18 protein-coding genes, 1 other RNA gene and 1 pseudogene are annotated in these 21,834 nt (G+C 53.1%); 10 read left to right on the forward strand and 10 right to left on the reverse strand.

Going from position 1 to position 21,834, the window contains the following annotated elements; all coding sequences use genetic code 11:
* From H6F59_RS12420 to H6F59_RS12440, 5 genes and pseudogenes are all read left to right on the forward strand, one after another.
* Nucleotides 1-171 (forward strand): annotated as a pseudogene (locus H6F59_RS12420) (photosystem II q(b) protein); the annotation flags it as partial.
* Nucleotides 172-345: 174 nt separating this feature from the next.
* Entirely contained in the window at nt 346-690 is a 345-nt protein-coding gene (locus tag H6F59_RS12425; RefSeq protein ID WP_190699949.1) for a low molecular weight protein tyrosine phosphatase family protein, read from the forward strand.
* Between the two features lie 59 nt (nt 691-749).
* On the forward strand, nt 750-1,577 hold the full coding sequence (locus tag H6F59_RS12430) for a hypothetical protein (protein WP_190699953.1): 828 nt from the start codon (nt 750-752) through the stop codon (nt 1,575-1,577).
* 84 nt (nt 1,578-1,661) lie between these two features.
* Entirely contained in the window at nt 1,662-2,495 is an 834-nt protein-coding gene (locus tag H6F59_RS12435; protein ID WP_206755210.1) for a lysophospholipid acyltransferase family protein, read from the forward strand.
* Nucleotides 2,496-2,627: 132 nt separating this feature from the next.
* On the forward strand, nt 2,628-2,960 hold the full coding sequence (locus H6F59_RS12440; protein WP_190699960.1) for a type II toxin-antitoxin system PemK/MazF family toxin: 333 nt from the start codon (nt 2,628-2,630) through the stop codon (nt 2,958-2,960).
* Nucleotides 2,961-3,216: 256 nt separating this feature from the next.
* Here the strand turns inward: H6F59_RS12440 and dnaN are convergent, their stop codons facing one another.
* From dnaN to H6F59_RS12465, 5 genes are all read right to left on the reverse strand, one after another.
* Entirely contained in the window at nt 3,217-4,347 is a 1,131-nt protein-coding gene (gene dnaN / locus H6F59_RS12445) for a DNA polymerase III subunit beta (protein WP_190516317.1), read from the reverse strand.
* Between the two features lie 1,910 nt (nt 4,348-6,257).
* The gene (locus tag H6F59_RS12450; protein ID WP_190699963.1) at nt 6,258-6,782 is read right to left on the reverse strand and encodes a universal stress protein; all 525 of its coding nucleotides are present in this window, start codon (nt 6,780-6,782) and stop codon (nt 6,258-6,260) included.
* A gap of 28 nt (nt 6,783-6,810) precedes the next feature.
* Nucleotides 6,811-7,020: a hypothetical protein gene (locus tag H6F59_RS12455; protein WP_190699966.1), complete on the reverse strand. Its 210-nt coding sequence runs from the start codon at nt 7,018-7,020 to the stop codon at nt 6,811-6,813.
* Between the two features lie 96 nt (nt 7,021-7,116).
* The gene (locus tag H6F59_RS12460) at nt 7,117-8,616 is read right to left on the reverse strand and encodes an NAD(P)/FAD-dependent oxidoreductase (RefSeq protein ID WP_190699971.1); all 1,500 of its coding nucleotides are present in this window, start codon (nt 8,614-8,616) and stop codon (nt 7,117-7,119) included.
* Nucleotides 8,617-9,250: 634 nt separating this feature from the next.
* The gene (locus tag H6F59_RS12465; protein ID WP_190699974.1) at nt 9,251-11,992 is read right to left on the reverse strand and encodes an amino acid adenylation domain-containing protein; all 2,742 of its coding nucleotides are present in this window, start codon (nt 11,990-11,992) and stop codon (nt 9,251-9,253) included.
* A gap of 1,302 nt (nt 11,993-13,294) precedes the next feature.
* On the opposite strand from H6F59_RS12465, the gene H6F59_RS12470 reads away from it, so the two are divergent.
* On the forward strand, nt 13,295-14,821 hold the full coding sequence (locus tag H6F59_RS12470; protein ID WP_190516328.1) for a YifB family Mg chelatase-like AAA ATPase: 1,527 nt from the start codon (nt 13,295-13,297) through the stop codon (nt 14,819-14,821).
* Between the two features lie 106 nt (nt 14,822-14,927).
* Here H6F59_RS12470 and H6F59_RS12475 read toward each other — a convergent pair whose 3' ends face one another.
* A complete protein-coding gene (locus H6F59_RS12475) occupies nt 14,928-15,518 on the reverse strand; it encodes an HD domain-containing protein (RefSeq protein ID WP_190699977.1) in 591 nt (196 codons plus the stop codon).
* Between the two features lie 24 nt (nt 15,519-15,542).
* On the opposite strand from H6F59_RS12475, the gene ffs reads away from it, so the two are divergent.
* From ffs to H6F59_RS12490, 3 genes are all read left to right on the forward strand, one after another.
* Nucleotides 15,543-15,639: signal recognition particle sRNA small type (ffs, locus tag H6F59_RS12480), an RNA gene on the forward strand.
* A gap of 212 nt (nt 15,640-15,851) precedes the next feature.
* On the forward strand, nt 15,852-16,223 hold the full coding sequence (locus H6F59_RS12485) for a phasin family protein (protein WP_190516331.1): 372 nt from the start codon (nt 15,852-15,854) through the stop codon (nt 16,221-16,223).
* A 4-nt stretch (nt 16,224-16,227) separates the two neighbouring features.
* A complete protein-coding gene (locus H6F59_RS12490; protein WP_190699980.1) occupies nt 16,228-16,758 on the forward strand; it encodes a hypothetical protein in 531 nt (176 codons plus the stop codon).
* Between the two features lie 159 nt (nt 16,759-16,917).
* Here the strand turns inward: H6F59_RS12490 and thiD are convergent, their stop codons facing one another.
* The 4 genes from thiD to H6F59_RS12510 all read right to left on the reverse strand — a co-directional run bounded on the left by thiD (nt 16,918) and on the right by H6F59_RS12510 (nt 20,769).
* Complete coding sequence (gene thiD / locus H6F59_RS12495) at nt 16,918-17,733, reverse strand: bifunctional hydroxymethylpyrimidine kinase/phosphomethylpyrimidine kinase (protein WP_190699983.1); 816 nt, start codon at nt 17,731-17,733, stop codon at nt 16,918-16,920.
* 2 nt (nt 17,734-17,735) lie between these two features.
* Nucleotides 17,736-18,872 carry a cell division protein FtsZ gene (gene ftsZ, locus H6F59_RS12500; RefSeq protein WP_190516905.1) on the reverse strand — a complete coding sequence of 379 codons (1,137 nt, stop codon included), beginning with the start codon at nt 18,870-18,872 and terminating at the stop codon, nt 17,736-17,738.
* Nucleotides 18,873-19,380: 508 nt separating this feature from the next.
* Nucleotides 19,381-20,298, reverse strand: coding sequence for a cell division protein FtsQ/DivIB (locus tag H6F59_RS12505; protein WP_190699987.1), 918 nt, complete (start codon nt 20,296-20,298; stop codon nt 19,381-19,383).
* A gap of 42 nt (nt 20,299-20,340) precedes the next feature.
* Nucleotides 20,341-20,769 carry a hypothetical protein gene (locus H6F59_RS12510; protein WP_190699990.1) on the reverse strand — a complete coding sequence of 143 codons (429 nt, stop codon included), beginning with the start codon at nt 20,767-20,769 and terminating at the stop codon, nt 20,341-20,343.
* A 235-nt stretch (nt 20,770-21,004) separates the two neighbouring features.
* Here H6F59_RS12510 and psaK point away from each other — a divergent pair, with 235 nt between their 5' ends.
* Nucleotides 21,005-21,280 carry a photosystem I reaction center subunit PsaK gene (gene psaK, locus H6F59_RS12515; protein WP_190516342.1) on the forward strand — a complete coding sequence of 92 codons (276 nt, stop codon included), beginning with the start codon at nt 21,005-21,007 and terminating at the stop codon, nt 21,278-21,280.
* Nucleotides 21,281-21,834 lie beyond the last annotated feature (554 nt).

The following is a 21,834-nucleotide window of genomic DNA, read 5'->3' on the forward strand; positions in this document are numbered from 1 at the left end:
ATCCTAGATTCTCAGGGTCGCGTGATTGGCACCTGGGCGGATGTCATCAACCGGGCGAACCTGGGTATGGAAGTGATGCACGAGCGCAATGCTCACAACTTCCCCCTCGACCTGGCTTCGGCTGGTGAGGCTACCCCCGTTGCACTACAGACTCCTGTAATCAACGGCTAGATTGTGAAACTCGGGCGGGGTTAACGCCTTGCCCATCCTGTGAACAGGTCGAATGAAGGTATGAAGCGCCCCAGAAATCTGGGGCGTTTTTTGTGGGTGAAATGTAGCCAACACAGAGAGCCCTCCCAACTACTGTTAGAAAGGTAGTTCCTTGATTCAAGTAAATCGCTATCCATGAAATTGTTGTTTGTTTGCAGTCGCAACCGACTGCGCAGCCCGACTGCTGAAGCCGTATTTGCAGAGTATGACGGGTTAGAAGTGGATTCAGCTGGGTTGAACCCAGAGGCAGACATGCCGTTGACGAGCGAAGCTGTTCAGTGGGCAGACATTGTTTTTGTCATGGAGCAGTCTCACCGCAGCCAGCTCGCAAAGAAGTTTCAGCCTTGGCTCAAACAGAAACGGGTGATTTGCCTAGACATTCCCGATAAGTATGGGTACATGGATCCAGCTTTAGTAAAGTTGCTAAAGCAAAAGGTACTGCCGCTATTGGGAACCTTTAAGGGCAGTGAACAGAGGTAGGCGATACATCGCTCTAAGCGTGAGCTGTTTGGCTATCTCAACCTTAGCCCGGTTAGACTATGGCGCATTTTCCCCCACGTATTCACATTCTGCTGGCTAGTCAGGCATCCGTCGGTTTTGTGATTCGCAGGGGGCCGTCAAAACGAGTTGCGACTCTGCTTTGGGATCGCGATCGCGACACCTTTCATCTCGGTCAATGGCTCAGCGGCCGCATCTACGAGCGCCGCAGCGATATTTCACCTGACGGCAAGCACGTCATCTACTTCGCAATGAACGGCCAATGGCAATCGGAGTCGCGGGGGTCGTGGACGGCAATTTCGCGAGTGCCGTACCTGAAGGCGATCGCATTTTTCCCGAAAGGTGATTGCTGGCATGGCGGCGGCCTATGGACTGGGAAGACGAAATATTGGTTAAATGGCTGCTACGCCCACACAGAATCGCATTGCCCATCATCTCTGCAACGCGACACCCAGTACCAACCCGAGGGCGGGTGCGGTGGCGAGTGTTTGAGCGTCTATTACCCTCGCCTGCTGCGGGATGGTTGGACCTGGGTCGATCGCATCAAGGTTAGACAGTGGCAGGACAAAGACATTTTTGAGAAGCCCATCGGCCAAGGCTGGACGCTGCGCAAAATCGCCCATGCAGAGGTGGGCGCTCCAGTGGGCAAGGGCTGCTATTGGGATGAGCACGAATTAATTGGCCCTGACGCAGCCACAGTCATAGCTTGCCCTACATGGGAGTGGGCCGAGATGGACCATCAACGGCTTGTCTGGGCGGCTGCGGGCAAGCTTTATGCCGCTCAGGTCTGCAAAGCCGGATTGACCAACGAAACTGTGTTATTTGACTTCAATGACATGATGTTTGAAGCCATTGAGGCTCCGTATTAGTTCTAAATGGCGTTTAGTAATACAATGCATTCGCCTAGTACGGTCAGGAAATACCGATAAATGAGGAATTACGGCCTTAAGGCAATGCAGAAACCAGGTTGGTCATTAGATCGTCGTGATCCTCAGTTTATTGAGAACTTTCAACCGGTTTGGGCTTGGCTGTACGAGCATTACTTTCGTGTGCAGACCCAAGGGTGGGAGCAGATTCCTGCGGGCCAGATCATGCTGGTGGGCTCTCACAATGGCGGATTGTCGACACCCGACATGTTTATGATGATCTACGACTGGGTGCGGCGCTTTGGTGCCGATCGCCTCGTCTACGGGCTGATGCACCCCAAGGTGTGGCAAGCCTGCCCGTTTGTGGCTAGTCTGGCCGAACGGGCTGGGGCGATCGCCGCTCATCCCAAAACAGCCCTAGCTGCCCTCGAGCGCGGTGCTAGCATTTTGGTGTATCCCGGCGGGGCGCAGGATGTTTTTCGTCCGTTTTATCAGCGCGATCAGGTTCATCTAGGCGATCGCAAGGGGTTTGTCAAAATTGCCATTCAGCGCCAGATTCCCATTGTGCCTGTAGTCTCTTGGGGTGCCCACGAAACGCTGCTGGTGCTGGCCGACATCTATCCCCTCGTAGAACGTCTTCACGAGTTGGGCATGCCCTGGCTGCTGGGCATCGATCCAGAGGTGTTCCCTGTGTACCTAGGGCTGCCCTGGGGCATTGCGTTTGGGCCGTTGCCAAATATTCCCTTGCCTCGGCCCATAGCTACCCATGTTGGCGCACCGATCTACTTTGAGCGCTATGGGGTAGAGGCGGCGCGCGATCGCACTTACGTCGATGCCTGCTACCGGCAGGTTCACCATAAAATGCAGCACGACCTCAACCATCTAATTGCTAAAGATATAGATGGATTGTGCCTCTCCTAGTAAAGCCATTTTTCAAATAGTCTACATATCGGAATTGGTTGCCCCAGAGGATTTGGGTCTCCTGGAGCTGGGTTTGAGGCACGGTCATCCGAAGTCGCCCGAGGGGCCTAATGCACTTGAAGAGGAACAGCTATGTTGATCAACCGCGGCGATATTTACTGGGTCACGCTGGATTCCCATATTCCTCACCCCTATGTCATCCTGCAAGACGATCTGTTCAACCACAGCCACCTCCCCACCGTCGTCGCCTGCGCCCTGACTACCAACCACAAGCGCATCAGCCTTCCCGGCAATGTGGCCCTTGAAGCTGGCGAGGCCAACCTGCCGAAGCGAAGCTTTGTCGAGGCGGGTAAAATCACGTCGCTGCAAAAAACCCAGCTCGGCCCCTATATCGGCACTCTTGCCGAAGCACGGGTAGTCGAGATCCTCGACGGCATCCGGTTCCTTCAGCGGATTACCCGATGAGCGTCGCCGCTGGCGGTTGACCACAAGGCAGAATGCCCGTGTAGCTTAGCCTGGCAATGCCGCTAACCAGCGGATAGCTAATTTTGAGAGGCTCCAAGGTGGCAAACAAAGACCCAACCGCAGTCAGCAGGTTGCTAAACTCCTTGCGCCACCCCAAACTTTGATATCAAACACCAATTCGTTTGAGATGAGCTCTGCGATCGCGCTAGTTATCGGTTCACCCGCTAAAATCTGAACCTCTATTGACTCTGGCAACCTACCCTCGAATCTGCACAGGCATAACCAGATAGGTAATCTTAGTTTCCCCCAGGGGCACAAACACCGCTGGGCTGGTCGCTGCATTGCACTGCATTTGCACCTCGGTGGTGTCAAACGCCTTTAGCCCATCCAGCAGATAGCGCACGTTAAAAGCAATATCGAGCTCATCGCCGCTCACCTGGGCGGGCAGTTCTTCGTGCCCGCTGCCTACCTCCTGAGCTTCCACCGAGAGGGCAATACTCTGATTGCCAGGGTTGAGGGTAATTTTGATGATGTCGTTCTTCTGACTAGCCAGCACAGCAATACGTTCCAGGCTAGCCATCAGTAATCTGCGATCGACCGTCACCTGGCGGGCAAACTGCTTCGGCAGCAGCTGCCGGTAGTTGGGGTACTGCCCCTCGAGCAGGCGAGTGGTGAGGCGCTGGTGACCCAGGTCAAACAACACCTGGGTTTCATCGAGCCGCAAGGCCACCGGCTCATTAGAGGTATAGCCCTGAATCATGCGCTCTAGCTCGCGCAGGGCCTTGGCTGGCACGGTAACATCCATTGAAGGGGTATCCGTGGCCGATTCGTCAGTGGTTTGCACTACGGATAGGCGGTGGCCATCGGTGGCGGCAAACTCTAGGGCATCGGTTTCAGAGAGCAGGTGTACGCCGGTGAGCACCTGCTTGGTTTCGTCACCGCTGGTGGCAAAGAGCGAGCCGCGCAGGCCACTGAGCAGCGCGTCGGCAGAAAGAGTAATCGATTCGCCATCTTCTACTGTGGGCAGCGCGGGATAGTCTTCGGCACTCAAGCCCCGCACCTCGTAGCGACCAGAGGAAGAGGTCAGCGTCACGGTAGTGCTGTCGCCCTCAGACTCTAGGGTAATGTCTTCGTTGGCTAGGCGAGAAACGATATCGCCCCAAAGCTTAGAGGGCAGCGTCAGCGTGCCGGGTTCCTCTACTTGGGCGCTAAAGCGGCTTTCAATGCCCAACACTTCGTCAAAGCCCACCAAGGTTACTGACTGGTTCTCAATATCGGCCTTAACCAATATATTGGCCAGCACTGGCCGATTAGGACGCGACGACACAGCACGGCTAACTGAAGACAGTTGGGCACTCAGCTCGTTCTGGGGGCAGATAAACTTCATAGCAACGGAGAAAAGGAAACGCAACCGATTAGGAACGCCAGCACAGAATATTTATCTGTGAGAATGACTAATTCCGTACTAGCAGTATCTCACCTTTGTTATGGATTGCTGGGTAGAACTACTCTTTCTATAGGATTTTGAAGAGCTGGATCCTCCACTTCGAGAGCTTTATAGCGCTTTCGAAAGCAGTTACTTCTCAACTGAGTGCTCATCCCGTCACTCTTTTTTGCCCCATCAGTTCTGACCTGTCAGACAAGCTCTGCTTTCCAGAAGAAGAAAACTTAAAAGACAGCAGTAGCAGTAGAGCCTGTGGAAACTGGGGATAACCGCCGAACTATCTAACTGTCATGGGCTGCACTGCTAACACCATTTGGGAAAAAGGGTGGAGAAAAGTCCGAAGTTTCCACAACTGTGGAAGCGGTAGCATCAATGTTCTTCCAAGGAGAGAGGCTAGCCCGTTTAAGGAAGAGCTTTCCCGGCGTGTTTCCTAGGAGGACTTAAGAAAAAATTGCAGTTTTCTAGGCCTCTTTCGATTTCGGCTTTCTTAGGATCCCATTCGTTGATTGCGAGGTCATCTTTGTCTTTTGATGACTGTCCTGTCTGACTGTTGATATATAGATGATTTGCTAGATAGGATCCATATTCACCTCTTATTTGTCTTGCTGTTCATAGATAATTTGTTCACTGAATTGGATCCACATTTGCTTCTTGCCGAGATAGTTTTACTCAGTTCCTTAATCGGACAATTTTTTGGTTTTCTTAGGATCCCATTCATCTCTGTAAGGATAATCTTTGCCCTTTTGACGACTGTTTTGTCTTACCGTTAGCAAATATATTATTCGCTAGATTGGATCCGCATTTGCTTTTTGCCGGAATGGTTTTACTCAACTCCTTGTGTAAAAGGAGATAGGCCATCCCTCAAAAGCGCGTATGTTTGTACCTCAAAAGAACTCGGTTCCTCTAAAAACTTCTTCCACAGAGGGATCCTTTGTGGCGCCAAATTAGGCCAATTTCCTTTTGTTATGAATTGCTGTATAGAACCACTCTTTTAGAGGATCTTGGAGAGCTGGATCCCTTACCTCAGAGGCTTTCTAACGTTTTTGAAAGAAGTTACTTTTCAATTGGTGCTCATCCTATCACCCTTTTTTTACCTCATCAGGGCTGGCCCTGTTAAACAAGCTCTGCCTTCCGGAATAAGAAAAATTTAAAAGATAGTAGTAATAGTAGAGCCTGTGAAAACTGGGGATAACCGCTGAACTGTTTAATGAGTATAGGCTGCACTACTAACTCCCTTGGGGAAAAGGGGTGGAAAAAAGTTTGGGGTTTCCACACCCCTATAAGCGACAGCATTAATGTTTTTCCAAAGAGAGAAGTTATCCCCTTTAAAGGAAGAGATTTCCCAGGGTTTTTACGCCGTTTTCCCCAGAAAATTTTGAGGAAATGATCACAATTTGTTACGTCTTTTTCAAGCTTCTGTTTTCTTGGGATCCCATTCGCTTATTGCGGAATAATCTTTGTCCTTTTGATGATTGTTTTGCCCTGTTGTTGATCAATAGATTATTCGCTAGATCGGATCCGTATTCGGCTTAATTAGGATTCTATCCGCTTACTACGGGGTAATCTTTGCCCTTTTGCTGACTGTTCTGTGTTGCTATTAACAGATAAGTTATTTGCTAAATCGGATCCGTATTCGCTTTTTGGCGAGATGATTTTACTCGGTTCCTTTTGTAATAGGAGACCAGCCATTTCTCACAAGCGCGTATGTTTGTATGCCCAAAGAACTCGGTTCCTCTTAGAGAGTTCTTCCCATAAGAGGATCTTTGCGGCGCTGAGATCAAATTGATGCCCTTGAGTCAGGCTGTGGTTCTTGCACGAGCAAAAACCTTTCGCCTCAAAAAGGGAAATTGAAGTTACGCAACTTCGGCTGTAGCAGAGGTTGCGGTGGAGCTGAGGACATTGGCCTTCATCACCAGCACAGAGCAGGTAGCACGGTGCATGACGTGATTGCTGACGCTGCCTAAAACCAACTCGGCCAAGCCTGTGCGGCCTCGGTTGCCGATGAGAATGAGGTCGGCTCCCCACTCTTGAGCGGCTTTGCAGATGACGGTTGCGGGGTTGCCAATCAACTGCCGAAACTCGGCGGGGACTCCCGCTGTATTGGCTGTAGCAGCGTGGTGACGCAGGCGATCAAAGCTCTCGTGTTCGTAGCGCACCCAAGCTTGTCGCCACGCCTCTAGATCGAGCTCGGTACCGGGTGCCCAGTAGATGTTGTCGAGCCGGGGTGACATGGGCAAGGGACTGCTTTCTTCCTGGTTTGACAGGCTGTGTACCAGTAAGAGGGCGCCATCAGTGGCTTGGGCTAGCTCAAGGGCTTGAGTAAAGAGGGTGTCGCTGGCGGGGCTGTTGTCTAGGGCCACTAAAATTTTGCGATACATGGGGTGTTCTCCCGATGACTAAAGCAAATCAGGCGTGAGGCGATCGCAGTCTAGGGCCAGGCCAGCGGGGTCTGAGGCGAAAGGTTAGCCAGTAAAGCAGTAGCACTAGACCTAACGCACCTAGTTGGGTCGTCAGATATAACAGGTCGTGGTAGCTCGGAGTGAAAAACAGCATGGCGTGGTTCTCCCAGTGCGATCGCACCTCGAGGGATGGTTCTTGGCAACCAGGCCTCTTCATTCCATTGTCCTGCTGGGTTTTGGGGTGGGCAAAGGACTGCAACGAAGCTTGATGTGCGATCGCAATTCATTATCTTTGGCCAAAGATAATCTTTTACTACCCCGGCACGGTAGCTTCAAATGTGCGCCCATCTTCGCGGCAGATTTCGTAGATCATGTTGCGACCCGACAGCGCCACGATGGGCAGACTGCCACCCGGCTCGGTCCACTGGCTCACCATGTAGAAGTTGTCTAGGCCGGGGAGGCGCTTGGGCACGCCTTTAATCATCAGCGGCAGGGTGTCTTTGGTCAGCAGCCAGCCGCAGCTGGCACCCTGCCAATTGCCGGTGAGTTTTTCGTAGCTGAGGGGAGTGGTTACCTCCATGTTTTCCACAGCTGCCCCCAAGCCTGTGTAAAACTCCTCCATGCGCTCAATTAGCATCTCCGCCGCTTGGTTTGGATGGGCTACATGGCTTCCTTGCCAATCGCTGTAGTGGGTGGTCACCATGAGGCTCACGACTGATTTGCCAGGAGGGGCAAGCGATGGATCAAAGCAATAGTGTTTGACACCAATTTCGGCATGGGGCTGATTAGCGATCGCGATCGGCTCCTCCAACAAATGCGTCACCCAGTGGGGCCGATGGGAAAAATCCATATTCACTCCCAGCGACACCTGAAACTGGGAATGCATCGGTAGATGCCCGTCGTAGAGCTTTTCGATGCGGCGGTTGACGTACTCGGCCTTGAGCAGGTCAAAGATGGTGCGGCGACCGTCGCAGGCAGAGATCACCCGAGCAGCTCGGTGCTCTTCGCCGCTGATTAGGCGCACCCCTACGGCTTGGTCATTCTCCACCAGCACGCGTTCCACTGGGGATGAATAGTGAATTTCACCGCCTAGTTCTAAATAGCGCTGTTCAATGGCGCGGGCAAATGCGATCGCCCCCCCTACTGGCGAGCCGGCATTACCGTTATCCAGATAAGCCAGCAGCGACATGCCTACCATCACCGGCACATCGGGCCAAGCAAACATGTGGGGCATCGCCGATCGCAGAAACGGGTTCTTCACCTGCCCCGCTAGATCTCGCAGGGAGAGCTGACTCCACTTGCCCAGCACTCCCATAAACGGCAGTACCTGCTTGCCCAGCCGCGCCCAATCCGCCGCTGTCATCATCGACTTGGGCTTTTGCTGCAACATCGACAGGTCAAAGCCCTTGAAGGTGCGCACCCCCTTACAAAATCCTTCGATGAGCTTGGCATCCTCCGGAGCTAGAGCCAGCAAGTGCGCTTGCAGCTCGTCGGGCTGGCTGTGCACCTGCAGCACCTTCCCCTGAGGGCCATGAATCTGCATGAATTCGGTCTGGTTGGTAAATTCTACCCCCTGCAACGCCCCCAGTTCTTGCCACAGCTCGTAGAACGGCTGCCCCTCCCCTGTGCCAAAGATGTAGTGAATGCCAGCGTCGAAGGTGTAGCCCTGCCGCTGCCACGCTGTGCACAGACCCCCAGGTTTATCATGAGCTTCAAAAATTTGGCTACGGTAGCCGTTCATCTGGGCATAGCACCCGGCGGCTAGCCCAGAAATGCCAGCGCCAATGATGATAATGTCTGCAGTAGGGGCCATGGGATATGCGATCCAGCGCTGAATACCTCAACGCTAGGTTGCCCAGAGGACAACTAACCAAACCTACCAGAGTGTCTTGGATAGTGCCCCAGCTATCTTAAGGGGGTGCATTCCAGTCTGAATAGCTGACTGCTCCGTCCACAACCCCTTGCCATAAGCGGGCTTCGACGACATCAAGCCGCTGTTGAGCCTTACCCACGTTATCTAGAGGACTCCACTGACTTTAGGCCTTGACCGCTAGCCGGTGACTCTGTTGCTCACTCAGATTTAACGGTCCGACGATGCTTTAGATGTGCCGCTCTCGCCCACGCATCGTGCCGCTGTTGCTGCTACGGATAAAAAATGTCCAATGTCAGGCCCTACCAACTCCAGTAGATAAGCTCGAGCGATGACTTCTATCCCTTCGAGAGTATTGACATGCGCAGAGTTCGTCTCTTCGCACAACAGTTCGACGATCTGTTCGACATCGGCTTGGATCTGAGCACGTTTATCGGCTTACGGATGCTTTTAGCTTAGTGCATCAGCGCTAAGCTAACCCCTGAGTACTTGTACTCTTCGAAAAAGTGGGATGTACCCTAGCTATTGTTGATGCTCCATTTAGGTTTGCTATAAGAAAGAAAGCTGTTCACTGGATTCAGGAAATGTGCTGACTTGCCTGAGCTTTGCTTAAACAATTAGCAAATTCTTGGGCTAATACCTGTACGTGGGGTTCATGCAACATATTCACATGATCTCCAGGTACATCATGAACCTCTAACCCTCCGCCTGCAAAATCTCGCCAACCTAACCCTTCATCCAAGTAAGCTTGGGAATAGTAGATTTCTTCTGTTGCCCGAAAGAGAGTGAGCTTACCAGGGTACGTCTCGTAAATATACTTCTTAGATGCCGCCTTATTCTCTTCTAGAACCATCAGGAACTGCTGTTCATAGGACAAATTCTGGCCTAGCTTCAAACTTAACTTGTTATAGCGGTACAACAAACTTGGCCAAATATCATTCCATCGGCGCTTCACTTTATTCAGCAGGTAGGGCAAGCCTTGGTCGAAGAGATTAGCAAAGTGGGATGATGCTCTTCCAAGTTTTGCACTGATATCTTCTGGGCCAAAGGTGTCCAACAAGGCTAGTAACCCTACGGTTTCTCCTTGTCTTACCAGTTGTTGAGCAATTTCAAAAACAATCTCCCCACCGAATGAGACTCCGGCTATGAAATATGGACCCACAGGTTGGACTATCCGCATCTCTTGCACATAAAATGCCGCAAGATCCTTGATTTGATTTGGGGGTGCATTTTTGCGCTCAAGCATTTGAGCAGATAAGCCGTAAACGGGTTGCGCAGGATCTAAATAACTAACCAGTGGACGGAGGAAAATACCGTTTTCCCCTAACACATGAATGCAAAATAAAGGCGATATTGTTGCAGGATTTCCGGCTTGGATAACAATCATGGAAGAACTCATAGCAGGCACCTGATCATGCTGCAAGAAGTTCGCTAGTTGTTCCACTGTTGGGGCCTGGAAAATTGCAGCGGGTGGAAGCGATCGATTGAAATGATATTCGATGTGCTGGCACAACCGGGCAATTAACAAAGAATGGCCGCCCAATTCAAAAAAGTTGTCCGTAATGCTGATATTGGTGATGCCTAGAATAGTTTCCCAAATCTCCAATAGCTTGCTTTCAGTGGAATTAGAAGGAGCAACGACTGGTTTAGTCTCACCTTGGTTGCGTGTATCAGGGGCGGGAAAGTTGGTGCGATCGACTTTGCCGTTCGGCGACAGAGGAAAAGTATCCATTTCCACAAAAGCCGCTGGCACCATATATTCAGGGAGTTTTTGGCACAAAAAAGTACGAATGTCGCTCAGGTTAAGTGCGTGATTGGGTTGAGCGATTAAGTAGCCCACAAGATGTTTGTCTCCAGGCACATCTTCGCGGGCCAGGACGATTGCTTGCCGCACTGAGGGATGCTGCTCCAGACCCGTTTCGATTTCACCCAGTTCGATCCGGAAGCCCCGCAATTTCACCTGAAAATCGACCCGCCCAATAAATTCTAGGTTGCCGTCGGGTAAGTAGCGCACGGTATCCCCAGTTTTGTAGAGCCGAGAGTGAGGGTCGTCACTAAATGGATTGGGTATGAATTTTTCGGCAGTTCGAGAGGGAAGCTGATGATACCCAATGGCTACCCCAGGGCCTCCAATGTGGAGTTCTCCTACTTCGCCAAAGGGGACTGGCTCTAAATCTGGATTGAGCACGTAGACTTCGACGTTGGCGATTGGTTTGCCAATAGGAATTTCGCCCTGATCAGGATGGTACTGAGACTGGGCAGGATCGTAGAGGGTCGCTGTAACTGTGGTTTCGGTTGGACCATACGTATTCAACCAGCGGGGGTAATGGCCCACCAAGCGAACCCATTCTGCGTAGGATAACCGGGAGGCTTTTTCTCCACCGACGACGACCAAGCGCACCGACGGAGGCATTGAGAGTTGTAGAAGAGCTAGCCCACTCACTAATTCGTGCCAGAAGGCAGTGGGCAAATTAAGGATCGTGATGTCACGAGCTGCGACAAACTCTAGGAACTGGCGAATAGATGTGGAAATTTCGGCTGTCCGCAAAACCAGTGTAGCTCCGTTAAGCAGCGTGGGAAATAGCTCTTCGACAATGATGTCAAAGCTAATGCTGGAGAATTGCAACACGCGATCGCGGCTGTCCAATTCAAATGCTTGGGTTATTGCAACACTATGGTTGATAACGCCGCGATGGGTGATCTTTACCCCTTTGGGAGCTCCCGTGGAACCAGAGGTGTAAATCACATAGGCGGGATGTTCGGGGAGAATAGGTCGTCCTAGATTGTGCCTAGGGTAAGGTGCGATCGCGGTTTCCCAGTCGGTGTCTACAGAGATCACCCGGGCCGAATGGTCTGGCAACCCATAGATCAGGTGTTTTTGTGTCAATAAAAAATTGGCTTGGGAATTTTGCAGCATGTACTGCTGCCGTTGTTGCGGGTAGGTTGGATCAATCGGTACATAAGCGCCTCCGGCCTTCAATACACCCCAAATGCTAACTATCAGTTCCAGGCAACGCTCCATCGAAATTGCTACTAATTCCTGAGGCTGCAGGCCTTGCGCCAGAAGAAAATGAGCAAGTTGGTTGGCCCGTTCGTTGAGGTCCTGGTAAGTGAGGGATTGTTCTAGGAAAGATACTGCGATCGCGTGCGGTGTAGCCTCAACCTGAGCTTCAAACCACTCATGAACACAATCATATGGATTGTGACAATTAGACCGATGTAAGCTCTCGCGTAGTGTCAAAGCCTCTGCAACCGGAGAAGGATGGCTGTTCAGCTGCGATTTTTCCTGATTGTTAGATCCAGGACCCGTTAAGATCATTTATTGACTAAGCTCCAAACACCCAAAGACTGTATCCATTAGGCATGAATTAATCCATTAGTCATGAATCAAGATGACTAACTAATTTCAGTAAATGCACAAAAATAATTGCAAGTCATCGAACATTGATTGCTAATTAGAACCCACTAACAGAATTAGGCATAGATGCTGTGAGAGCGACAGAAACCGCTGAATTTGAAGTGGCATACAATTACTTGTACACAGCAAATCAAAAACGCCTAATTCGTGCCCAATGCACAATGACAGCTCTTTTCGTGTCTACCTAAAGACAAACGATAGGCAAATTTACTAACATGACTCGCTTCAGTATAATATCCTCCTTATGAGAGAGGCGTAAAGCACGAGAAGATTCTCGTGAAAAATACGTTAAAAATAACGACAACTTAGATTACTTGCTGAGCTTATTCTTTTTATAGATTTTTATCTATTGTCAAGTGGTGACTCCTGCCATACGTTCGAGGGGTGCGGCTTTACATTAGCAGCTAAGAGGGAAGCGTTTGACCTGGACGAGAAGCTCGCAAAGCCTGCACTAAGGCGTTGCTGATTCAGAGTATGAACTGAATTCTGCGAATACTGAGGACTCGTTCAAAGTTCTGCAAAAGCATATCTATATTCAGCAACGCTAAATTGTCGTCATTCATGATGTATTCCTTGGCTGATTATTTTGCTTTATTTAGAAGAATGCGGCCCTTCTTTTTCCTCCGTATACCACAAAACAACATGATTCCTTAGTAATTAACAAATGAGTAATTACCTACACACAGACAGGCTGCATAGCCCTCAATTTGTCAAAGATTCATCAGTTGCCAATCCTTCAGCCTTAAGGGGGTCTAAGTTTGATGGTATTGAGTAGAAATCCTTTGGGAGAGAAGATGCCGTTCTCCTGCTAACCCGGTAACTGCTGTTTCGCTGACGATTTGATAGACCTTTTTGCGAAACGCCACCTGGTAGAACTCTTCGAGAAGAGGGCGGTAAAATAATTCACAGATTCCCGTGGTATTCGTAGTGGGCACGTTGCTACAATACTCCGTGCCTCTGTCGATAAATGCCTAATAGCCACACGTCGTTGATCTTGAAGCAGGGAATTAGTCGGTTGTTGAGCACAATATACCCATGTATTAAGTCGGGGCGGCAGAGGCGGCAGAAGTCCGTTAGACCTGGCTTGAGCAACGGGAGCGCAATCAGCCAAATTGCAGTTGACACTTCTTGCCTGCCGATCGCACCCCACCCTCTGGGCACCCTAAACCCTAGTATCAGGGCTCTCTCAGGGGATAACACAACATGTTGGCAAGGGTCTGGAGCGCGGCGCTAGTGGGCATCGATGCCCTCAAGGTTGGGGTCGAAGTCGATATCTCGGGCGGCTTGCCTGGTGTAGTTGTTGTAGGCCTGCCCGATACCGCTGTCCAAGAGTCCCGCGAGCGGGTCAAGGCCGCCCTTAAAAATGCTGGCTTTCCCTTTCCCATGCGCAAGGTGGTGATCAACCTCACCCCCGCCGACCTTCGCAAAGAAGGCCCTATTTTTGACCTGCCCATCAGCGTTGGCATTCTCGCCGCCTCAGAACAGGTGAACACCGATGCCCTCAACGACCTGCTGTTTTTGGGAGAAGTCTCCCTCGATGGCAGCCTGCGGGCGGTGGCCGGAGTACTGCCGATCGCAGCAGCAGCGCAAAAACTTGGTATTCGCTGCCTGGTAGTGCCCGCCGACAACGGGCGCGAGGCCGCCGTAGTGCCAGGGCTGACGGTCTACAGCTTTAATCACCTATCGGAAGTTGCAGATTTCCTTAACAACCCCTCAGGCCACAACCCCGTGGTGGTCGATACCAAACTAGCAATGAACTCAACTGCAAACGCGCTGAATTTGCGAGATGTGAAAGGTCAGGCTCAAGCTCGCCGTGCTCTGGAGATCGCCGCTGCAGGCGGCCATAATCTTATCTTCGTCGGACCTCCTGGCAGTGGCAAAACCATGCTGGCTCGTCGTCTACCCTCCATTCTGCCACCGCTGCAATTTGAAGAAGCCCTAGATGTCACCCAGATTCACTCCGTTGCTGGACTATTAAAGGAGAAAGGGACTCTGGTGAATACGCGCCCCTTTCGCAGTCCCCACCATTCTGCCTCCGGACCATCCCTGGTTGGCGGTGGCAGCTACCCCAAGCCGGGAGAAATCTCTCTGGCCCACCGAGGGATCCTTTTTCTCGATGAGCTGACGGAATTTAAGCGCGATGTGCTGGAATATCTGCGCCAACCCCTCGAAGACGGCTACGTCACCATTACTCGCACCCGCCAATCTGTCGTTTTCCCGGCTCAGTTCACCCTGATCGCCAGCACCAATCCCTGCCCCTGTGGCTTCTACGGTGACTCGGTGCAACCCTGTACCTGTAGCCCCCGCAGCCGCGAAAACTACTGGTCGCGCCTCTCAGGTCCCCTAATGGATCGGATCGATTTGCAGGTGGTGGTCAGCCGCATCAAGCCCGAAGAGATGACCCAGCACCAGCCAGGGGAAGCGTCGGAACCAGTACGCGATCGCGTACTGGCTGCCCGCCAGCGCGCCCACGATCGCTTCAAAACCGAGCCTGGTCTGCAATGCAACGCCGATATGCAGAGCCGCCACCTAAAGCACTGGTGCCCGCTGGATAATACCAGTAAAACACTGCTAGAAGGAGCTGTACGCCAGCTAGGGCTGTCAGCCCGCGCCATGGATCGCATCCTCAAAGTCGGCCGCACCATCGCTGATTTGGATGGCGCTGAGGATCTGCAAACCCACCACATCGCCGAGGCGATTCAATACCGCACCATCGATCGCATGCAGTGAACAATGAAGCCACCCACGGCGACTGCGCCAATCTCGGCGACAAGCTCGTTACTGCCTTAACTAATCATCGGTAGGGTAGATAAATCTGTTCTGCATCTGGCATCTTTCAAGCTGTCAAATACCCCTTCGCTACGGACTCTTCAATCACCTCCAGTACAAAGGGCCACAGTTCTGGAGCACCTTTTTCCACTGGAGCCATACGCCTCATCACCTGGGAGCGGCTGATGCCGTGCTGCTTCCAGGTGCCGCCTTGGGTTTGCCAATTGTGCAGCAGGGGTTGGATGCGATCCAGCGAGGCGGCAAAGCGAGCGGTGGGGGTGGCCTGGGCTTCAAACTCGTCCCAGATTTGGCGGAGGTCTTGGGCGATCGCCCCTGGGAGCAGGCCAAAGATGCGATCGGCCGCCCGTTGCTCGCGATCGGCCTTGTCGTCATGCCCCGCCGCGTCGTAGCAGAAGGTGTCGCCCGCATCAATTTCCACCAGATCGTGAATTAGCACCTGGTGAATTGCCCGCTGCATATCCACCTCAGCAGGGGCGTATTCTGCCAGCACCAAGGCCATCATCGCCAGGTGCCAGGAATGCTCGGCGCTGTTCTCACGGCGGGAGGCATCCATCAGTTGGGTTTGGCGCAAAACCTGCTTGAGCTGGTCGATCTCGACCACGAAGGCGATTTGTTGCTGGAGTCGTTGGTTGGTCATGAAGGCAAGTGTTATAATGAAGATGACTCGGACCCATGCGGTCGCAACGCCCAAATCATGTCAGGACCGGAAGGTAGCAGCATTACGGGATGCTTGTGACAGGCGTGGACTCCGGGTCTTTTAATTTGGCGCTTAAGTAGGACTTCGCTACACCATTTAAGCGGCTAGAGTAACGTAAGATTTCTGACTATCCTCATTTTTGCTAGTTTTGCTTAGCCTGGGGCTAGGGGGTGGGGTTTTCCGCCTTAGACAGCGTGCCATTGCCCCTGGTCATTGGGCCAGCGTCTTCTCTAAGCTGGCAGTGTATACAGAGCAATGGGGAGGCTGCCAACTATGGCCGGTTTTGGAGATTTGGTGAAAAAGGCGTTCTACCTAGGGGTTGGGGTCGCTTCCTACGCCGGTGAGAAAGCGGGCGACACCCTCAAAGATTTGCGCGAGCAGACCCAGGGCATTGTCAATGAACTGGTGGCGCGGGGCGAGATTACGGCTGAGGAAGCCCAGCGCTTGGTAAATGAGATGGTCAACCGTGCCCAGGATGGGGCAACCTCACCCACCGAAAACCTACCGCAGCCCCGGCCCATTGAAATTTTGGATGACGACGCCCCTCTGTCTAACCCCACCGACGCCCAAACTGCTGCTTTGCGTGAGCAGGTGGCTACTCTGCGCCAAGAATTAGAAACTTTGAAACAAAAGTCGAGCAACTAGCCCTATGGATGACTGGTCTAAGCAATTGTTTGATGCCTTTGGCAATGCTGTGCAGGACTTTACTCAGCAGGTCTCTGAGGATACAGAGCGTTGGCTTGATAACCTGGTCGAACAGATAGCTAGTGCTTCTGACGCTCTGGTGCAGACGACGGATCAATGGGCTGAGCAGGTGCAAGAAGCCATTGACCCCGAAATCGATCGCATTGTAGTCGAGTTCAACCATGTAGTAGAGCCGTTTCGAGTTACGGTCAACGCTGAAATTGATGATGTAGCTGACGAACTCAACGAAATTTTAGGGCCGCTGTTGGCAGGACTATCAGGCATTGATCAGTGGTTTGAAGAGGTCTCAGGCCCCTTCAACAGTACTGTGGAACCCCTGCTGCAAAACTATCCGGTCTGTGTGGGCTGTCGTAATTTCTGCGGCCAGTCCTACGGCGGCAATACGCTGGTGTGCGCTATGCACCCCTTTGGCCCCGAAGAAGAACGTCAATGCTCTGACTGGGAATCGGTTTGGCCGCAACCGAAAGATCAGTAGGTTAGTAAGGCGGGGTTTGGGCTAACACCTGACTAAGTTAGGTGTTAGCAAGCTCTAGGGTTTAAGGTATACGTTTCATGGTCTGCCTTAAACCGAAGACCATGAACCCTAACCCTCACTAATCTGCCGCTGTTGACTTAGCAGACTACTAAGCCTTATCTACTGAGATATCAGAGGAAAGAAGTGACCAACAGGACCTTGCCCTTTACCGATCGCGAGGGCGTGCTTGAGGGCGTTGGTGACGTAGTTTTTGGCGTCTTTAACGGCGGTCAGTGGGTCTTTGCCCAGGGCCAGGTTGGCGGCGATCGCCGCCGATAGCGTGCAGCCGGTGCCGTGGGTATGTTTTGTTTCTACGACCTCAGCCTCTAAAATCACCACCTCGCTGCCGTCAAACCAGACATCGGTACTGCGCAGAGCATCCATCATGCCACCTCCTTTTACCAAAACGGCTTGAGGGCCAAGCTGGTAGATCTGGCGGGCTGCTGCCTCCATATCGGCCAGGGTAGTGATAGCTAAACCACTGAGCAACTGCGCTTCATAGCGGTTTGGGGTCAGAACGCGAGCTTGGGGTATCAGGTGGCGGGTCAGGGTAGCGATCGCATCGTCGTCAATTAGCTGCGCGCCCGTGCGTGACACCATCACCGGATCCACAACTACCGGAGTTGTGTCGGGCAACGCTTTCAACGCTAATGCGACTGCTTGAATAATCTCCTGGTTGAGCAGCATGCCGGTTTTGACTGCCTGCACGGCAATGTCGCTGGTCACTGCTTCAATCTGGGCTACCACAGCTTCGGGCGGTAGGGCATCAACCCGCATGACCCCCACAGTATTTTGAGCGGTTACGCAGGTCAGGGCACTGGTGCCGTGGACCAGGTGAAAGGCAAAGGTGCGCAGGTCGGCCTGAATGCCAGCCCCACCACCGCTGTCAGAACCGGCAACGGTCAGAGCCGCAGGCCAAGTAGGCGTCATTGTCATAGCTAGCGGTTGCCGTTAGGCCGCCGCCGCTGCAGAAACTCGGGGATATCTAATCCGGCCCCCAAACCGCCGCCACCACTGTTGGCAGGAGGAGTGGCGGGCGGCGGCGTGGCCAGGGTGCGCTTAAAGGGCGTAACGCGGGCTACCTCAATTTCGGGCTGGGCCCCGGCACGGGTGTTAAAGCCGGTAGCAATCACCGTGATGCAGACTTCGCCCTGCATGCGCTCGTCGATGACCGCACCAAAGATGATATTGGCGTTGGGATCGACCCCTTCGTAGATAATCTCGGCGGCGGCGTTGACTTCGTGGAGGGTCAGATCGGACCCGCCGGTGATGTTGAATACGGCTCCGGAAGCACCGTCGATGGACGACTCTAGCAGGGGAGAAGAGATCGCCGCGATCGCGGCTTCCCGCGCCCGTGACTTGCCTGAACCCATGCCAATGCCCATCAGGGCCGTGCCCGCGTCGGCCATAATGGCCCGCACATCAGCAAAGTCAACATTAACTAAACCGGGGATCGTAATAATGTCGGAGATGCCTTGCACGCCCTGGCGCAGAATGTCGTCGGCAGTGCGAAAGGCTTCCTGCACCGGGGTCTGCTCAGAGATGACGGATAGCAGCTTGTCGTTGGGGATAATAATCAGCGTGTCGACCCGACCTTGAAGGGCAGCAATGCCCTCATCGGCCTGGTTCATGCGACGGCGTCCCTCAAAGGTGAAGGGGCGAGTGACCACGCCAACGGTCAGCGCTCCGGCTTCCTTAGCTACCTCGGCCACAATGGGCGCCGCCCCTGTGCCCGTACCGCCCCCCATGCCGGCGGTGATAAACACCAGGTCAGACTCTTCTAGAGCTGCGGAAATTTCTTCCCGAGATTCTTCGGCCGCCTTTTGGCCAATAGCAGGGTTACCCCCAGCGCCGAGCCCACGGGTCAACTTTTGACCGATGTGCAGGCTGTTGGTCTGAGTGGTGTTGTCGAGGGCCTGGGCATCGGTGTTGATGGACCAAAATTCAATCCCCGACAGGCCGCTGCTAATCATGCGGTTGACGGCGTTACAGCCGCCACCGCCGACCCCAATTACCTTGATGCGGGCGACGCTGCTGGGCAAAGCCGTGTTTTTGGTGTACGTTTCTCCGGGCATAGCTCTGGCATTGTGGGGTTGACTGGAGTTAAGCTCGCCGTGGCTAAACGGGTTAGACGGGCCAGCGAAGGCGGTCACAGCATCGGCCGCCGGAACCAGGTCAGAGGTTGCAGTCTCAGCCTGATGAGTCGAGTAAGACTCGTAGTCAGCGTTGCTGTGGCCAGCACCATTGCCGTGGGGGTTGTCGGGGGTCATAGAGTTGAAGGCCGTAGACAATATAGTAATTACCCGTACTAGATAACCGAAGATAACATCTAAGCCCTAAAGATCTAAACCCTGGCTGATGCTAGACAACTATAGAGTACTTCATTGGAAAAAACCAAACTGCCTTGGCAAGTCTTAAACTACTTGATTTAACCATTGAAATCAGAAAAATGAGCCCCTTTGCGTCAATAGCTTCATCCTTTATATATCTCTATTCAGACGCAGGATGCATATCTATTTGGATGCAGGATGCATATCTATTCAAATGCAGTAGCGTTCTAGGAAACTAGGTATCCTCAGCGGTTTATGGACTAGCGTCAGAGTCTGTCTGCGCTGAGCTTGCCTTTGGATCGGCGGTGTCGACTACGGCGATCGAGGGCGCGTCGGGGTTGCTGAGGTCGATGCGGGCTACCTCAGACTCGGACAGTTGGCCGGGCAGATTGCGCATTCTATCGAGGGTGGCCAGCTGCTGCTCTAGCTCTGGGCTATAAGGGCCTAGGTAGACCGTGCCCAGGGCCGTCTCAAGCACTAGGTTGTTGGGATCGTGCCAGTCAATTTCGGTAATGGCTACTGGGCTGCCGACGATGGTTTCATAGATCTGCGGCCAGTAGCGTTGGTAGTGGGGCTGAATGCCTCGCAGCTGGAGAGTGGGCAGCTGCGGTGAGGCGCTACCCAAACCAAAGCTGGCTAGGGGCATCCAGGCTCCGTGGGCGTCGAGAAACCCGGCCTGAAGATACTGAGTGTCGCTACCGTCGGCTTTGCCTACGGGCAGCACCACCGCTACGGGCACCCGCTCCTGCACCTTGACGTTGAGGCGCGGTGGTAAGAGCTGACGGGTGACTTCTGCGGTAGTAATGGGGGCGCGATCGCGCAGTTGTCGGGCCAGCACCTCTGGCTCCACCTTCATCAAAGGCTGAGGGTAGGTCAGCGGCATTAGGCTTTGCACCATCTCGTCGCTGAGCAGTTCGTTGCCCGTCACGTTAATTTGAGCGGGACTGTTAATCAGCCATACCGGACGCGTAGCCCCCCAAAAAATGGCGGCTGTCAGCCCCGAAAGCGCCCAAAATCGCCAGAGTGCCTGGCTAATCGAAACACGCCGCCGGCGGCGGAGGCTTTTTCGCCGGGTCTTGAGTTCATCACGAGACAGGGAGGAAACACGGGTCATGGCATCGAGGGTGGGGGCTAAGAAGCCCGGCGATCGGATCTGCCGCAAACGGCTCAAGGGTTAGAAAGGGCTCAAACCCCCGCTAATGCCCAGCTGCCGTTAAGCTGATGCCGATTTTAGCGCCTGAAGAGATTGATGCAACGCTTTTTCCCAGCGGCGGGCTAAATCGCCGTCAGTAAAGGGAATCCGGTAGGTTTCGCCGCTGGCGGTTGCCAGAGCTAGCTCTACTGATTTACCTGTGGGGCTAGCCTGGTCGACGGGCACCGTTGCTCCATTGATTTCGAGTTGGAGGGTGGTCACCTGGTGTAGTGACAGCGTGGTCAGGTCAATAGGTCCTTGGCGGGTGGGGCGGCCCCAGGTGAGCTCATCGCCCCGCTGCCCTAGCATCGAGCGAATGTCATATTTGCTGCGATCGAACTCGGTAGCCCACGCTTCGTAAGCCTGCACCTTTTGAAACTCGTGCCAGCCCGCCCAGGCTAAGCCAATAAATACCGCCAGCAGGGGCAGCCACAGAAGTCCTCGTTCCATAAAATTGTGTTTACCTCGCGGGTTAGCAGACGGTCCAACAGACCTGGGGTGAGGCCTGCGAGAAGAACCAGGGCATGGGAAAGCAAAAGTTAGCGCAGTGACTTTCAGCAATTCTCCCGGCTCAACCTAAGCACCTGTCCTATAAATTGTAAAGTCTTGCAACAGCTGCTGACAGAACTTCCTGGCTCCATGAAAAAGTGGGCCTAGGCAATTGATTTGCCGTTCCACTGCATTTATGGAGGCTGGTACATTGGCATTCCTACCAATTTTAGCTGCGGTTCCGCATACGCCCGACTGGAGCCCTAAGGTGGCCGTCGTGATGATTCTCTGTAATATTTTGGCCCTTGTCATTGGCAGACTCAGGATTAAATACCCTAGCGCACCGCCGGCAATGCCCGGCGGTGCGCTGTTTGGCAACCTTGGCCTGCCGGCAGTGCTGGCCAGCGCCAGCTTTGGCCATCTGATTGGAACCGGGGTAATTTTGGGCCTGGCGAACCTGGGTGTTCTCTAGGCCAGCTTGAGCTAGCTCTTTATATCCCCAGGAAGGTTAGAACAACGTTTCTGGGGATTTGTTTTAGGGCTAGGCAAGCTCACTGTGGGCAATGACAGAGAGATTTAGAGGTCAGTGCAAAGAGTGCGATCGCCCTCGGCAACCTTGCACTTGGTGCGCAGGTAGTCGACCTAGGTGCAACCGCTGCCAGAAGCCGGGTCGGATCGTCTGCCGTAGCAATTCCCTGGGATCGCTACATGCCGGTTCAAAGGCGCTGGTTAGGCATCGGTCTCTAGGCTCTTCTGGCGTCCTGCCCGAGTGTGGTGGGCTGTTCTAGAGGCTGAGGGTCGGTGTCACGAGCCTGGACGTCGATGTCAAGGTAGCGAATGGATTTGAGATACCAGAAGGCTACTGCCAGGGGCAGCACATAGCGAGCCCATGGTTAGGTTAGTAACTCCAATAAGATCTCAGCGGCTCGATTTTGATCTGCTCTAGGATGCGGCGCGATCGCACCAGTGAAAGCAGTAGGCCCCCCAACCAAATTTGGGGGGCCTACACTGATCAAAATTGGAAGA

Origin of the sequence: Nodosilinea sp. FACHB-141 (assembly GCF_014696135.1) — a bacterium.
Classification (GTDB): domain Bacteria; phylum Cyanobacteriota; class Cyanobacteriia; order Phormidesmidales; family Phormidesmidaceae; genus Nodosilinea.